Annotated in this window: 15 protein-coding genes; 9 read left to right on the top strand and 6 right to left on the bottom strand. The window is 67.0% G+C overall.

Annotation, left to right across the window (positions count from 1 at the left end):
- Positions 1–176 precede the first annotated feature (176 nt).
- The 6 genes from rpmH (at position 177) to rsmG (ending at position 3,699) form a co-directional block, all read left to right on the top strand.
- Entirely contained in the window at positions 177–314 is a 138-nt protein-coding gene (gene rpmH / locus AB5J55_RS21125; protein ID WP_005482975.1) for a 50S ribosomal protein L34, read from the top strand.
- Between the two features lie 21 nt (positions 315–335).
- Complete coding sequence (gene rnpA / locus AB5J55_RS21120) at positions 336–707, top strand: ribonuclease P protein component (protein ID WP_328426092.1); 372 nt, start codon at positions 336–338, stop codon at positions 705–707.
- Complete coding sequence (gene yidD, locus AB5J55_RS21115; protein WP_148000333.1) at positions 704–1,057, top strand: membrane protein insertion efficiency factor YidD; 354 nt, start codon at positions 704–706, stop codon at positions 1,055–1,057. Before rnpA ends, yidD begins: the two co-directional genes overlap by 4 nt.
- 3 nt (positions 1,058–1,060) lie before the next feature.
- Positions 1,061–2,329, top strand: coding sequence for a membrane protein insertase YidC (gene yidC, locus AB5J55_RS21110; protein ID WP_369272171.1), 1,269 nt, complete (start codon positions 1,061–1,063; stop codon positions 2,327–2,329).
- Between the two features lie 15 nt (positions 2,330–2,344).
- Entirely contained in the window at positions 2,345–2,857 is a 513-nt protein-coding gene (locus AB5J55_RS21105; RefSeq protein ID WP_369272170.1) for a protein jag, read from the top strand.
- 125 nt (positions 2,858–2,982) lie between these two features.
- A complete protein-coding gene (rsmG, locus tag AB5J55_RS21100) occupies positions 2,983–3,699 on the top strand; it encodes a 16S rRNA (guanine(527)-N(7))-methyltransferase RsmG (protein ID WP_369272169.1) in 717 nt (238 codons plus the stop codon).
- 91 nt (positions 3,700–3,790) lie between these two features.
- Here rsmG and AB5J55_RS21095 read toward each other — a convergent pair whose 3' ends face one another.
- A complete protein-coding gene (locus AB5J55_RS21095; protein WP_369272168.1) occupies positions 3,791–4,132 on the bottom strand; it encodes a hypothetical protein in 342 nt (113 codons plus the stop codon).
- A 579-nt stretch (positions 4,133–4,711) separates the two neighbouring features.
- Here AB5J55_RS21095 and AB5J55_RS21090 point away from each other — a divergent pair.
- The 3 genes from AB5J55_RS21090 to AB5J55_RS21080 all read left to right on the top strand — a co-directional run bounded on the left by AB5J55_RS21090 (position 4,712) and on the right by AB5J55_RS21080 (position 7,818).
- Positions 4,712–5,785 carry a ParA family protein gene (locus AB5J55_RS21090; protein ID WP_369276251.1) on the top strand — a complete coding sequence of 358 codons (1,074 nt, stop codon included), beginning with the start codon at positions 4,712–4,714 and terminating at the stop codon, positions 5,783–5,785.
- The gene (locus tag AB5J55_RS21085) at positions 5,782–6,879 is read left to right on the top strand and encodes a ParB/RepB/Spo0J family partition protein (protein ID WP_369272167.1); all 1,098 of its coding nucleotides are present in this window, start codon (positions 5,782–5,784) and stop codon (positions 6,877–6,879) included. Before AB5J55_RS21090 ends, AB5J55_RS21085 begins: the two co-directional genes overlap by 4 nt.
- 321 nt (positions 6,880–7,200) lie before the next feature.
- Positions 7,201–7,818, top strand: coding sequence for a GNAT family N-acetyltransferase (locus tag AB5J55_RS21080; RefSeq protein ID WP_369272166.1), 618 nt, complete (start codon positions 7,201–7,203; stop codon positions 7,816–7,818).
- A 74-nt stretch (positions 7,819–7,892) separates the two neighbouring features.
- Here the strand turns inward: AB5J55_RS21080 and trxA are convergent, their stop codons facing one another.
- The 5 genes from trxA to AB5J55_RS21055 form a co-directional block, all read right to left on the bottom strand.
- Positions 7,893–8,225, bottom strand: a complete 333-nt coding sequence (gene trxA / locus AB5J55_RS21075; RefSeq protein WP_031484651.1) for a thioredoxin — start codon at positions 8,223–8,225, stop codon at positions 7,893–7,895.
- A 43-nt stretch (positions 8,226–8,268) separates the two neighbouring features.
- Positions 8,269–9,237: a thioredoxin-disulfide reductase gene (gene trxB / locus AB5J55_RS21070; RefSeq protein WP_369272165.1), complete on the bottom strand. Its 969-nt coding sequence runs from the start codon at positions 9,235–9,237 to the stop codon at positions 8,269–8,271.
- A gap of 168 nt (positions 9,238–9,405) precedes the next feature.
- Positions 9,406–10,335, bottom strand: a complete 930-nt coding sequence (locus AB5J55_RS21065; RefSeq protein WP_369272164.1) for an anti-sigma factor — start codon at positions 10,333–10,335, stop codon at positions 9,406–9,408.
- Entirely contained in the window at positions 10,332–11,069 is a 738-nt protein-coding gene (sigM, locus tag AB5J55_RS21060) for an RNA polymerase sigma factor SigM (RefSeq protein ID WP_369272163.1), read from the bottom strand. Before sigM ends, AB5J55_RS21065 begins: the two co-directional genes overlap by 4 nt.
- Before the next feature lie 30 nt (positions 11,070–11,099).
- A complete protein-coding gene (locus tag AB5J55_RS21055; RefSeq protein WP_369272162.1) occupies positions 11,100–12,821 on the bottom strand; it encodes a protein kinase family protein in 1,722 nt (573 codons plus the stop codon).
- Positions 12,822–12,897 lie beyond the last annotated feature (76 nt).

Genomic DNA, 12,897 nt, shown 5'->3' with positions numbered 1-12,897 from the left:
CGTACCGTAACCAGGTCGAGTTGTCGATGGCTGCTGCCGCCTGCCTCCGATGGGCACAGATCGCGTCAGGTGATCGGGAAGCGGTGCACTCGGGCGTTAACGCGAGCTACTCGTGGGCGCACGGTGACAGCCAAGACGGCACCCCGCCACCACCAATTGATTTCTGGAGCCCCCGAGTGAGCAAGCGCACCTTCCAGCCGAACAACCGTCGTCGCGCCAAGACCCACGGCTTCCGTCTGCGGATGCGCACCCGTGCCGGCCGCGCGATTCTGGCGAACCGCCGCAGCAAGGGTCGCGCCAGCCTGTCCGCCTGATCCCGGTCAGGTCATGACGTCGTGCTGCCTACCGAGCATCGGCTGAGGCGGCGCGAGGACTTCGCGACCGCGGTACGACGAGGACGCCGGGCTGGACGCCCGACTCTCGTCGTCCACCTTCGTAGCGGTGCCACGGACCCGCACGCGCCTGGGGAGAGCGCTCCCCCGACGCGTGCGGGTTTCGTCGTGAGCAAGGCAGTGGGTGGCGCGGTCGTGCGGAACAAGGTAAAGCGCAGGCTTCGCCATCTGATGCGCGACCGAGTCGACCAGCTGCCCCCCGGTAGCCTGGTAGTCGTACGAGCGCTGCCCGGTGCGGGTGACGCCGACCATGCACAGCTGGCCCAAGACCTTGACGCCGCTCTGCAGCGGCTGCTGGGAGGGGGCGCGCGATGAAGTACCCACTGCTGGCTCTGATCAAGCTGTACCAGTGGACGATCAGTCCACTGCTCGGGCCGGTGTGCAAGTACTACCCGTCGTGCTCCCACTACGGCTACACCGCCATTGACCGGCACGGTGCGATCAAGGGCACGGCGCTCACCGCCTGGCGCATTCTGCGGTGCAATCCGTGGTCGCTGGGTGGTGTGGACCATGTCCCGCCACGCAAGCGCCCGCGGTGGCACGAGTTGCTGCGCAACGCTTGGCGCGCACGCAAGGGCGGGCCCTCCGCCGCCGAAACGGCCACCGAAGAGAATGTTCCTTCGAGCCCGGCCGCAGAGACCTCGCCCCATGCCCAAGGAGCATGATTAGTGGACACGATTGCCAGCCTCTTCAGCTTCATCACGACACCCGTCTCATGGGTCATCGTCCAGTTCCACAAGGTGTACGGCGCCCTCTTCGGCGATAACACCGGGTGGGCCTGGGGCCTGTCCATCGTGTCCCTGGTGATCCTGATCCGTATCTGCCTGATCCCGCTCTTTGTGAAGCAGATCAAGGCGACCCGGGCCATGCAGACGCTCCAGCCCGAGATGAAGAAGATCCAGGAGCGCTACAAGAACGACAAGCAGCGCCAGTCCGAAGAGATGATGAAGCTGTACAAGGAGACGGGCACCAACCCGCTCTCCTCGTGCCTTCCCATCCTGGCGCAGTCGCCATTCTTCTTCGCCCTTTACCACGTGCTCAACAGCATCGCTAACAACGAGACTGTCGGTGTCATCAACCAGAGCCTGCTGGAAAGCGCGCAGAAGGCGCACATCTTCGGCGCTCCGCTGGCCGCGAAGTTCACCGACAGCTCCGCGGATGTCACCGCGCTCGAGGCCTCGCTGACCACCGTCCGCATCGTCACCGCGGTCATGATCGTCCTGATGTCGGCGTCGCAGTTCTACACGCAGCGTCAGCTGATGACGAAGAACGTCGACACCACGGTGAAGACGCCGTTCATGCAGCAGCAGAAGATGCTGATGTACATCTTCCCGGTCATGTTCGCCGTCTTCGGCATCAACTTCCCGGTCGGTGTCCTCGTCTACTGGCTGACCACCAACGTGTGGACCATGGGCCAGCAGATGTACGTCATCCGCAACAACCCGACGCCGGGTTCCAAGGCGCAGGCCGCGTACCTGGAGCGTCTGACCAAGCACGTCACGAGCCACGGCAAGACCCGCGGTCGCGGTGAGCGCGCCATCGTCAAGGCCATCGTCGCCAAGGGACGCGACCGCAACGAGTACGAGCGCAAGTTCATCAACGGCCTGAGCAAGGCGGGTCTTGCGGCGCAGGCCGACGGCACCGTGCTGAAGGGCGAGGGCGCTGTCGCCACAGTGGCCGAGGACGGTACGCCGACCACTGCTGGTGCTCCCAAGCGGCAGCAGCCGAAGCGGCAGAGCAAGTCCCAGCGTCAGCATGGCGGTCCCAAGCAGGCCGGTGAGCCGATGTCGCTGGAGAAGTCCGACGAGCCCGAGGACGAAAAGCCCGGTGCTGCCAAGAAGACCGCGCAGAAGTCCGGCGGTGGCAGCCGTAGCAAGGCCCAGTCCGGGCAGCGCAAGGGCGGTCCGCAGCGCCCCAAGTCCCCGACCAAGAAGTAAGAAGGAGCCCATCCCGTGACGGAAGGCACCACCTCCGCCGCTGCCGAGGGTGCAGACACCCTGTCCCGCCTGGAGCAGGAGGGCGAGATCGCGGCGGACTACCTCGAGGGTCTGCTGGACATCGCCGATCTCGACGGCGACATCGACATGGATGTCGAGGCCGACCGCGCCGCTGTCTCGATCATCAGCGACGCGGGCGGCCGAGACCTGCAGAAGCTGGTCGGGCGTGACGGCGAGGTGCTGGAGGCACTGCAGGAGCTCACGCGCCTGGCCGTGCACCGGGAGACCGGAGACCGCAGCCGGCTGATGCTGGACATCGGGGGTTACCGGGCCAAGAAGCGTGCCGAGCTCTCCGAGCTGGGTGCCAAGGCCGCCGCCGAGGTCAGGAGCACGGGCGAGCCCGTGAAGCTGAAGCCGATGTCGCCGTTCGAGCGCAAGGTCGTGCACGACGCGGTCAAGTCGGCGGGACTGCGTAGCGAGTCCGAGGGCGAGGAACCGCAGCGGTTCGTCGTTGTGCTTCCCGCCTGATCGGTCCTCTACGTTCCCCCGGCCCCGTCTGCGCGCAGGCGGGGCCGAACTTTGTCAGCCTGAATAGTTCTGGTGGTTCTGGTGTCGGCGCTCGCTCGTCGGCGCGAACGGAAGGACGGTCCCCCGTGACGGAGGCAGCGGAGCTTCCCCCTGTGCCCGAGCAGGCACGTGAGGTGTTCGGCGATCGCTACGCTGATGCGGTCCGCTACGCCGAACTGCTCGCCGAGGCGGGTGTGCAGCGCGGGTTGATCGGCCCGCGAGAGGTGCCCCGCCTGTGGGAACGGCACCTGCTGAACTGCGCGGTGCTCTCCGAGGTCGTCCCGGAGGGTGTGATGGTGTGCGACGTCGGCTCGGGCGCCGGCCTGCCCGGCATCCCTCTGGCGCTGGTCCGGGAGGACCTGAAGATCACGTTGCTGGAACCGCTGCTGCGCCGGACGAACTTCCTGACAGAGGTCGTGGAGCTGCTGGGGCTCGACCATGTGACGGTCGTCCGTGGCCGTGCCGAGGAGGTCATGGGGAAGCTGCCGCCGGTACATGTGGTGACCGCCCGTGCGGTGGCACCGCTGGACCGGTTGGCCACCTGGGGTATTCCGCTGCTACGGCCGTACGGCGAGATGCTCGCCCTCAAGGGCGACACCGCCGAGGAGGAGCTCAAGAGTGCGGCCACGGCGCTGAACAAGCTCGGTGCTGTGGAGACATCCATCCTGCATGTGGGCGAGGGAGTGGTGGATCCGATGTCCACTGTCGTCCGTGTGGAGGTCGGGGAGAGCCCGGGAGGTGTCCGTTTCGCGGCGAAGCGCGCGAAGGCGGCCCGGACGACCCGGGCACGGCGCAGGCGCTGACGGAGGCGGGCGCCACGTATCGAGTTCTACGCAAAAGAGGTGCCCTTTCCCCGGGATAACCCTGGGGAAAGGGCACCTCTTTTTTGTGAATCTACCGGTTGACGCAGTAGTCCGAGCTCAGGGAGATGGAGCGGCAGACCTTCTTGATGGTCACCGTGCCGCCGTCACCACTGTAAGTCGTGGTGCCCTTGCCCTTCTTGTTCCACAGGGTGAAAATCTTGCTGCCGTGGCCGCTGCGCGTGTACTGCACATAGACCTCGTTGCCGTCGTCGCCGAGGTCCTTGACGGCGGCAACGCCCTTGTCAGCGCTGGTGCGGTACCCGTGTCCCCAGATGGCCTTGACGTCCTGGTCGGCGAAGGCCGGCGTGGTGGCGCTCAGCATTCCGATGCCGATGATTACAGCAGCCGTGCGCGCGACATTCCTGCTCTTCATGATGCTCCCCGCAATGTCTTTCTTGGTCAATGCTCAACGAAGCGGAAAGCGTACGAATGTACTACCCCGTAAATGGCTGCCGGATTGGTCGAGCCCGGTGCCCCCCGTTTCATTTCACACCCTACCTCGTTGATCTTCGGAGATTTTCTCCCGATAAATACCTTGAGGGATATTTGGGTTGCATAACGCCGGGACGTTCCTGCCCTGAAAGATCGTTATCGCCCCCATGCGGGGTGGCGGCTGTGGCGGAGGTCTCAGCGCGGCCACTGCACGGTGGCGTTGACGCCCAGTCGACACTCAGGGCGTAATGCGCAAAAGGGTACAAAACGACTCAGGGTGGAGTGTCGTGAAGTATTTCGGGATGACGCTGGCATCGTGTTTCACGTGAAACGTCGCTCACTGCTTCACGGCATCATCAGCCGCGGCCGCGCTGCCGAACCTCGAGACAGAAAGCCCCTCGGTTCTCTCGGAGAAGGTGTCTCCGATGACACTCCGTCCCCCCTGGGAGGCACGGAGTTGTCCACAGAGGTGGATTTCTCCACAGAACACCAGGCCTCACTGGTTCACGACCCCGAAGGCATGGGAGGCTCTGTTCATTGCGAGCCTGAAGTCGAGGAGAGTGAATCCTTGCGGTCCGACGCCAACATCGCGGGACCGATGACCGATCCGGTCCCCGGTCCCCGTACCGAGTCGATGGGGGACGATGTTTCACGTGAAACACCGCCCCCGATGGACGACACTCCCATCGGTCGTGCTGCCCAACTGGCGGTGGAGGCTCTAGGCCGCGCCGGCGAGGGCCTGCCACGGCCCGAGCAGACCCGCGTCATGGTGGTCGCCAACCAGAAGGGGGGCGTGGGCAAGACGACGACGACCGTCAACCTTGCCGCGTCGCTGGCTCTGCATGGTGGCCGTGTGCTGGTCATTGACCTTGACCCGCAGGGCAATGCGTCCACAGCCCTGGGGATCGACCACCACGCCGAAGTTCCCTCGATCTATGACGTGTTGGTCGAGAGCAAGCCGCTGTCGGAGGTCGTCCAGCCGGTCCCCGATGTCGAGGGTCTCTTCTGCGCCCCGGCCACGATCGATCTCGCCGGTGCGGAGATCGAGCTGGTGTCCCTGGTGGCACGCGAAAGCCGACTGCAGCGGGCCATCCAGGCCTATGAGCAGCCGCTGGACTACATCCTCATCGACTGCCCACCCTCGCTCGGCCTGTTGACGGTCAACGCGCTGGTGGCCGGGCAGGAGGTCCTGATCCCGATCCAGTGCGAGTACTACGCGCTGGAGGGCCTCGGCCAGCTGTTGCGCAACGTCGACCTGGTGCGGGGGCACCTCAACCCCGCTCTGCACGTCTCGACGATCCTGCTCACCATGTACGACGGCCGGACGCGGCTCGCGTCCCAGGTCGCGGACGAGGTGCGCAGCCACTTCGGCGACGAGGTACTGCGGACGAGCATTCCCCGCTCGGTCCGTATCTCCGAGGCGCCGAGCTACGGGCAGACCGTGCTGACCTACGATCCAGGATCGAGCGGTGCCTTGTCCTATCTTGAGGCGGCACGTGAAATCGCGCTGAAGGGTGTCGGCGTCAGTTACGACCCGACGAACGCCCACTTCGGCGCCCAGAACAACCCGAGCATGGTGGAGGGGATCCAGTGAGCGAGCGACGGAGGGGGTTGGGTCGTGGTCTCGGCGCACTGATCCCTGCTGCACCGACGGAGAAGACGGTGCCCCCGGCTGCGATGGGGGGCGCCGCGGCCACGTCCCCGGCCGCTGTCCCGGTGCTGAGCGACCGTGGCGTGGCCGCGGCCAAGGTGGCCACGCTGCCGCCTGTTTCACATGAAACCGAGGAGCCTTCGCTCAACGGTGCCGTGGAGACGCCCGCATCTCCCATGGGCGCCCACTTCGCGGAGATCCCCCTCGACGAGATCACGCCGAACCCGCGGCAGCCGCGTGAGGTCTTCGACGAGGACGCTCTGCAGGAGCTCGTCACCTCCATCCAGGAGGTCGGCCTCCTCCAGCCGATCGTCGTACGGCAGATCGGCCCCGCACGGTACGAGCTCATCATGGGTGAGCGTCGCTGGCGGGCCTGCCGTGAGGCCGGCCTCGAGGCGATCCCGGCGATCGTGCGGGCGACGGACGACGAGAAGCTCCTCCTGGACGCCCTCCTGGAGAACCTGCACCGTGCTCAGCTGAACCCGATCGAAGAGGCGGCCGCCTACGATCAGCTGCTGAAGGACTTCAACTGCACGCACGACCAGCTGGCGGACCGCATCGGCCGTTCTCGCCCGCAGGTCTCCAACACCCTGCGTCTGCTGAAGCTCTCGCCCAAGGTCCAGAACCGGGTGGCCGCCGGTGTGCTCTCCGCAGGCCATGCACGGGCGCTTCTCTCCGTGGATGATCCCGAGGAGCAGGAGCGGCTGGCCTACCGGGTGGTCGCCGAAGGACTCTCGGTCCGGTCCGTCGAAGAGATCGTGACCCTGATGGGCTCCCGCCCGCAGAAGACCCAGCGCTCCAGGGGGCCGCGGGCCGGCTCCGTGCCCTCCCCGGCGCTGTCCGACCTCGCGACCCGGCTCTCGGACCGCTTCGAGACTCGGGTGAAGGTCGAACTGGGTCAGAAGAAGGGCAAGATCACCGTCGAGTTCGCCTCTCCGGAGGACCTCGAGCGGATCCTCAGCACGTTTGCTCCGGGCGAGAAGCTCGCCCTCCAGAAGAGCCTTCTGGAGAGTGACGCGGAGGAGGACGAGGCCTGAGGCTCAGTCGGCCGGGCTTCCTTCCCAGTCTGTCCATGCGGGCCGTGTCCGGTGTGTACCGGAACACGGCCCGCACTTTGCTTTCTGGCGGTATCGATGGAATCGCATCGTGGATACGATGCGTTCGGGTATGGCGCATCCACCTGGCAGACCTCTAAGGGGAGGGCGGGGTCCCATGCGAATGGTGAGCCGCACCGGATTGGTGAGCGCGGGTCTTGGGTTGGGCGCGGTCGGCGGATTCGTCGGCAGCCTGCTCAGGGAACGGAGCGCCCTGACAGCCGCTCGCGATGCCGCGGGCGAAGGAAGCGAGGAACAGCCTTCATGGGGCGACGGCTCGTACCGCTCACGCTGGACAACCTTCCGGACCTTCCCAAGCGCTGCCGCGCGTGTGTCTTCTGGGAGTTGGACCCGGTCAGTGGTGAAGCCGCGGTAAGAGCCGGCACACCCGCCCTGGAGAAGGAAGCCTGGATCTCCGCCGTCCTGCTGGACTGGGGCTCCTGCGGTCGGGTCGTCTACGTCGACGACGTGCCGGTGGGCTTCGTGCTCTATGCGCCTCCGGCATACGTTCCGCGCTCGACTGCGTTCCCCACGAGTCCGGTGTCGCCGGATGCCGTGCAGTTGATGACGGCATTCATCATGCCCGGGTACCAGGGACAGGGACTGGGCCGGGTGATGGTCCAGACAGTCGCCAAGGATCTGCTGCGGCGGGGCTTCAAGGCCATCGAGGCCTTCGGCGACACGCGTTGGAAAGAGCCGGCGTGTGTGCTGCCCGCAGATCATCTCCTGGCCGTGGGCTTCAAGACCGTTCGCCCTCACCCCACCTCTCCGCGCCTGCGGCTGGAACTGCGCACGACGCTGTCTTGGAAGGAAGACGTGGAGATGGCGATCGACCGGCTGCTGGGGGCCGTGCAGAAGGAGCCCGCGCTGCGGCCTCTCTGACTGGTGCTGTGGGTCCCTCTAAAGCAAATGGGCCAACCCGAGAGGGTTGGCCCATTCGTGTTTCACGTGAAACATCACTCCGCGATGAAGTCCTCGAGGTCACGGAGGATCGCGGCCTTCGGCTTCGCGCCGACGATGGTCTTGGCGACCTCGCCGTTGTGGTAGACGTTCAGCGTCGGGATGGACATGACGCCGTACTTGGCGGCCGTACCCGGGTTCTCGTCGATGTTGAGCTTGACGATCTCGATCTTGTCGCCGTGCTCGGCGGCGATCGCCTCGAGGGAGGGCGCGATCTGGCGGCACGGACCGCACCAGGCGGCCCAGAAGTCCACCAGGACGGGCTTGTCGCTCTTGAGGACGTCCTGCTCGAAGGAGTCATCGGTAACGTTCTTCAGGGTGCCGGCCACGGCGGGCTCCTTAACTGTGGTGCGTGGGGTGGGTGGGGGTCGGTCAGACAGCGGTCTTCTCGGGCTCGGCCTGCTCCTCGTCCGCGAGGGCGGCGAGGAAGCGTTCGGCGTCCAGGGCGGCGGAACAGCCGGTGCCGGCCGCGGTGATCGCCTGGCGGTAGGTGTGGTCGACCACGTCGCCGGCGCCGAAGACACCGGTCAGGTTGGTGCGGGTGGAGGGAGCTTCAACCTTGAGGTAGCCCTCCTCGTCCAGCTCCAGCTGGCCCTTGAACAGCTCGGTGCGCGGGTCATGGCCGATCGCGATGAACAGGCCGGTGACCGCCAGCTCCGAGAGCTCGCCTGTCTTGAGGTTGCGCAGCTTCAGGCCGGACAGCTTCTGCTCGCCCTGGACCTCCGCCACCTCGCTGTCCCAGACGAACTTGATCTTCGGGTCGGCGAAGGCACGGTCCTGCATCGCCTTCGAGGCACGCAGGGTGTCGCGACGGTGGACGATCGTCACGGACTTGGCGAAGCGGGAGAGGAAGGTGGCTTCCTCCATCGCGGTGTCGCCGCCGCCGATCACGGCGATGTCCTGATCCTTGAAGAAGAAGCCGTCGCACGTCGCGCACCAGGAGACGCCGCGGCCGGAGAGGGCATCCTCGTTCGGCAGACCGAGCTTGCGGTGCTGCGAGCCGGTGGCGACGATGATGGCCTTCGCCCGGTGGACGGTGCCCGCGGTGTCGGTGACGGTCTTGATCTCACCGCTCAGGTCGACGTTGACGATGTCGTCCGGGATGAGCTCGGCTCCGAAGCGCTCTGCCTGGCCGCGCATGTTGTCCATGAGCTCGGGGCCCATGATGCCGTCCTGGAAGCCCGGGAAGTTCTCGACCTCGGTCGTGTTCATGAGCGCACCGCCTGCGGTGACGGCTCCCTCGAACACGAGCGGCTTCAGCGACGCGCGCGCGGTGTAGAGCGCCGCCGTGTAACCGGCGGGCCCGGAGCCGATGATGATCACGTTACGGACATCGCTCACGGCTTGATTCCTCGTCTCTGGACTGCGTCGAAGGGCCGGGGGAGCCCCTTTCGGGACTCTCACCCCACCCAACGGATCCTAAGGGGCGCGCATTCCCGCTGTGTCGGGGCACACGGTGACGCCACAGCGTAGGGGTCGGCGGGCCTGACGGGGACGAACGGCCGGGTCTCAGGAACGCGGGTACGAGTCCTTCAGGAGAACCTTGGCCGTGGTCGACGACGGCTGCTTCACACAGGTCGCGTCCACGACGTAGACGGTGACCCGGCTGACGTCGGAGGCGTCCGGCATCACGACAAGGAGAGCGTCCTTGCCCTGGTAGACGCCTTCCTCAGCGGCGAGCGCCGCGTCGTCGCGATTGATGCCCTTCCTGACGCAGTCGGGCACCGTGATCTCGCGAAGGATCCTGGGGCTCTCGGTGTCGGAACCGCCTTCCATGCCCAGACTGCGGTCCGGACCGCGGGAGGTCCCTGGAGAGCTCTCGCTCGCGGCGAGGAGATCGGTGACCTGCTTCTCCAGCTTCGCGGCGGAGAAGGTGTCGGCGCCGGTCTGCCCGCCATCGACCGATGGACCGGCCCCTCCGCCACCCATCAGCGAGGTCAGCAGCACGGAGCCGAGTCCGAGAGCGGCAGCTGTGAAGGCGGCGCCGATGACGGCCACCCTGCGGCGCCCGTGCTTCTTGCGGTCCTTGCGGCCCGGACCGGTGGTCGATGAGCGGGCGTGCCCTGCCGGGCGGTGGGTCGCTGCCGATGTTTCACGTGAAACATGTGCGCTGTCGTCGGCACCGGCGCCCGGAGTGCGGGTCTCTCCATCGAGCGTCGGTGCATCGACGCCGTCGGGCGCCGTCGCGTTCAGCAGAGCCTCTGCGGCGAGGGCGGCGTCGATGCGTCCGGCGACATCGGCGGGCATGCGGGCCGGGCCGGGCAAGGTGCCGAGCAGCTCTCGGATCTCCTCCAGCGAGGCGTGGACGTCCGCGCACAGTTCGCACTGGTCCAGATGACTCCGTACCTCGGTGGTCCTGGACGGAGGGAGTAGGCCCTCAGTGAGGTCGGAGAGCTCGGTGACGTCCGGGTGCCCGGCCGTGTCCGTCGTGGATGTCACGCTCGCCCACCTCCGCCCTTCACTGCTGCTGAATCACTCGGCCCGGTATCACGCGGATCCTTGGCTTGTGCCGTGTCATGAGGACCCGCTGCCGGTGGGACGGATGCCCCCTGCGTCCGGTTCCGCCTCTCGCCGGAGTCCTTGCCGCCACGGGCGCTTTCCGGTCGTAGATGCGTGAGGAGAGGCAGGAGTCTGGCTCTGCCGCGCGCACACCGGCTCTTGACCGTGCCGGTCGGCACATCGAGGACGCGGGCGGCCTCCGCGACCGGGTATCCCTGCATGTCCACCAGGACGAGTGCAGCGCGCTGGTCGGGCGGCAGCGTGCCGAGGGCCTCCAGCAACTGGCGATGCAGATCGTTGCGCTCGGCCGGCGCGGATGCCTCCTCGTGAGGCTCCAGCAACTGTTCCAGGCGCTCGGTGTCGTCGACGGGCGAGGTCTTCCGCGACGCGGCCTTGCGGGCGCGGTCCAGGCAGGCGTTCACGGTGATCCGGTGCAGCCACGTCGTGACGGCCGACTGGCCTCTGAACGTGTGGGCGGCCCGGTAGGCGGACACGAGAGCGTCCTGGACGGCGTCAGCGGCCTCCTCGCGGTCTCCGAGCGTCCGCAGCGCCACCGCCCAGAGCCGATCGCGATGACGCCGCACGAGCTCACCGAAGGCATCGGGGTCGCCCTTTACATGGAGGGCCAGGAGATCCTGGTCGCTCACCTCGCGGTGTGCGGTGCCCTCTGCCATCGGACCCCCTCCCCTAGGACGTGGTGAGCTCTAGCCCGTGAACTTCAGGTCGGTGATGGCCTGCTTGAACCCGGAGCCGCTGTACTGGTCCTGGTCCGCATGAGGCATGGCGGTGAGCCACACCAGAACGTACTGGGTCTTCACCGATTTGGTGACCTTCACCGTCGCACTGGTGCCGCTCGTCGTGACGGTGCCGATCTTTTCCATCGAGTCCAGCGACGAGGGCGTCAGGGAGTCCGACGCATAGAGCGAGACGGTCGTGTGGTCGCCGGGATACAGAAGCCCTATCGAAGCGGCCGACACCGACTGGGACGAGCCGAGGTCGTAGACGATGCCGACGCCGGGCTTGAAGGCTGGGTTCATCTCCGGACCGTCGACGAAGCTCTTGGTGCGCCAGTACGACGAGCTGTCGCCGTCGTACGTCTTCGTCACGTCCTCCGGCGCCTGGGCGCCGCCCTTCGCGACGAACTCCTGGGCGTTCTGGATCTTGATCGGCCGGACCGGCTTGGTGTTGTCGCCGTTCTTGTCGTTGTCGTCCGTCGTCTGTGTCTGGCTGCCGTCCTCGGGCTTGTTGCCCTGGTCCATGAGCGCATCAGCCAGCTGCCAGCTGCCGAGGCCCAGGGCCGCGATCAGAAGGGCCGACACAGCCCACTTCAGGGCCTTTCCGGTGCGGCTCTGCAGCGGGGGAGGCGGAGTCGGTACCGGCTGGGTGGCGCCCGGATGCGAACCCTGCCGGCGGCCGTACGTGCCCTGCTGGTACGTCGTGCGCTGATAGTCGGGCGGGGCCGTGAACGCGGGCTCCGGCGGGCGGATGCGGGGCATCTCACCGATCGCCTTCACCAGCTCCTCCGGCGTCGTGCACGCGGACTCGTGACGAGACGCGGTGGCACCGTCGTTGGCCAGCGCGCGCATGGCGAGCTCGGACAGACCACGGTGGACACCGGCACGCACCTGGTCGGGAGCGATCAGCCCGATGTCCTTGGGCAGGCCGGACAGACCGTAGGCATCGCTCTCGTACGGCCAGCGCTGGGTGAGCGCGGCGTACAGCAGGGCGCCGATGGCCTCCGTGTCGGTGCGCTGCGGGGTGTCGGAGCTGATGCCGCGCAGGGCAGCGTTCACGGCGAGGCCGCGGATACGCCACTGACCGGTCGATGCCCGCAGCACGGCGTTCGGGTTGAGGCGCAGATGTGCCAGACCCTCGCGGTGGGCGGCCGCCATCGCGGCGGACACCTGGGTGACCATCTGGTAGATGTCGTACGCCTCCAGCGGGCCGGAAGCGAGCAGCGTGGTCAGTTCGGTGGCGTCGGGAAGCCATTCGTGAACGACGTAGACGACGTCGTTCTCCTCGACGGCGTCGAGGACCTGGACGAACCGGGGATCCCCGAGCAGCGCGGAGGAGCGGGCGGCGGCCAGCACGGATCGGGCCCGAGTGTGGTCCGCGGGCAGGATGTGGACGCCGACGGCGCGACGGAGCTTCTCGTCGACCGCACGCCAGCTGCTGAAACCGTCCAGACGGGTGACGCACTCCTCGAGGCGGTACCGTCTGGCGAGTTTGTGACCGCTGTGCAGCTCGGGCGGTGAGGCCTTTCCGGGACCCTCGGTCCCGCCACTCCCCTGTGCCTCGTCGATGTCCGTGTCCCGCTCCCGATTCTTGGCCACCCCGTCGGCCGTGGACTGGTCCGCCTGAGCGGTCAGCGGCTCATCGCCGCTGTTGTCTGCCACGTCGACGGCAGCCGTGCTCCGTTCCGCCACCGTCGTTCCTGCCTCCCCATTCCTTGCGCGCCGTCCGACTCAGTGCGCGCCGTCCGACGCCGACACCAATTGTGCC

It is taken from the genome of Streptomyces sp. R11 (genome assembly GCF_041051905.1).
GTDB lineage: Bacteria > Actinomycetota > Actinomycetes > Streptomycetales > Streptomycetaceae > Streptomyces.
Note: the sequence above shows the minus strand (reverse complement) of the source record. Positions and strands in the feature narration are given on the sequence as shown.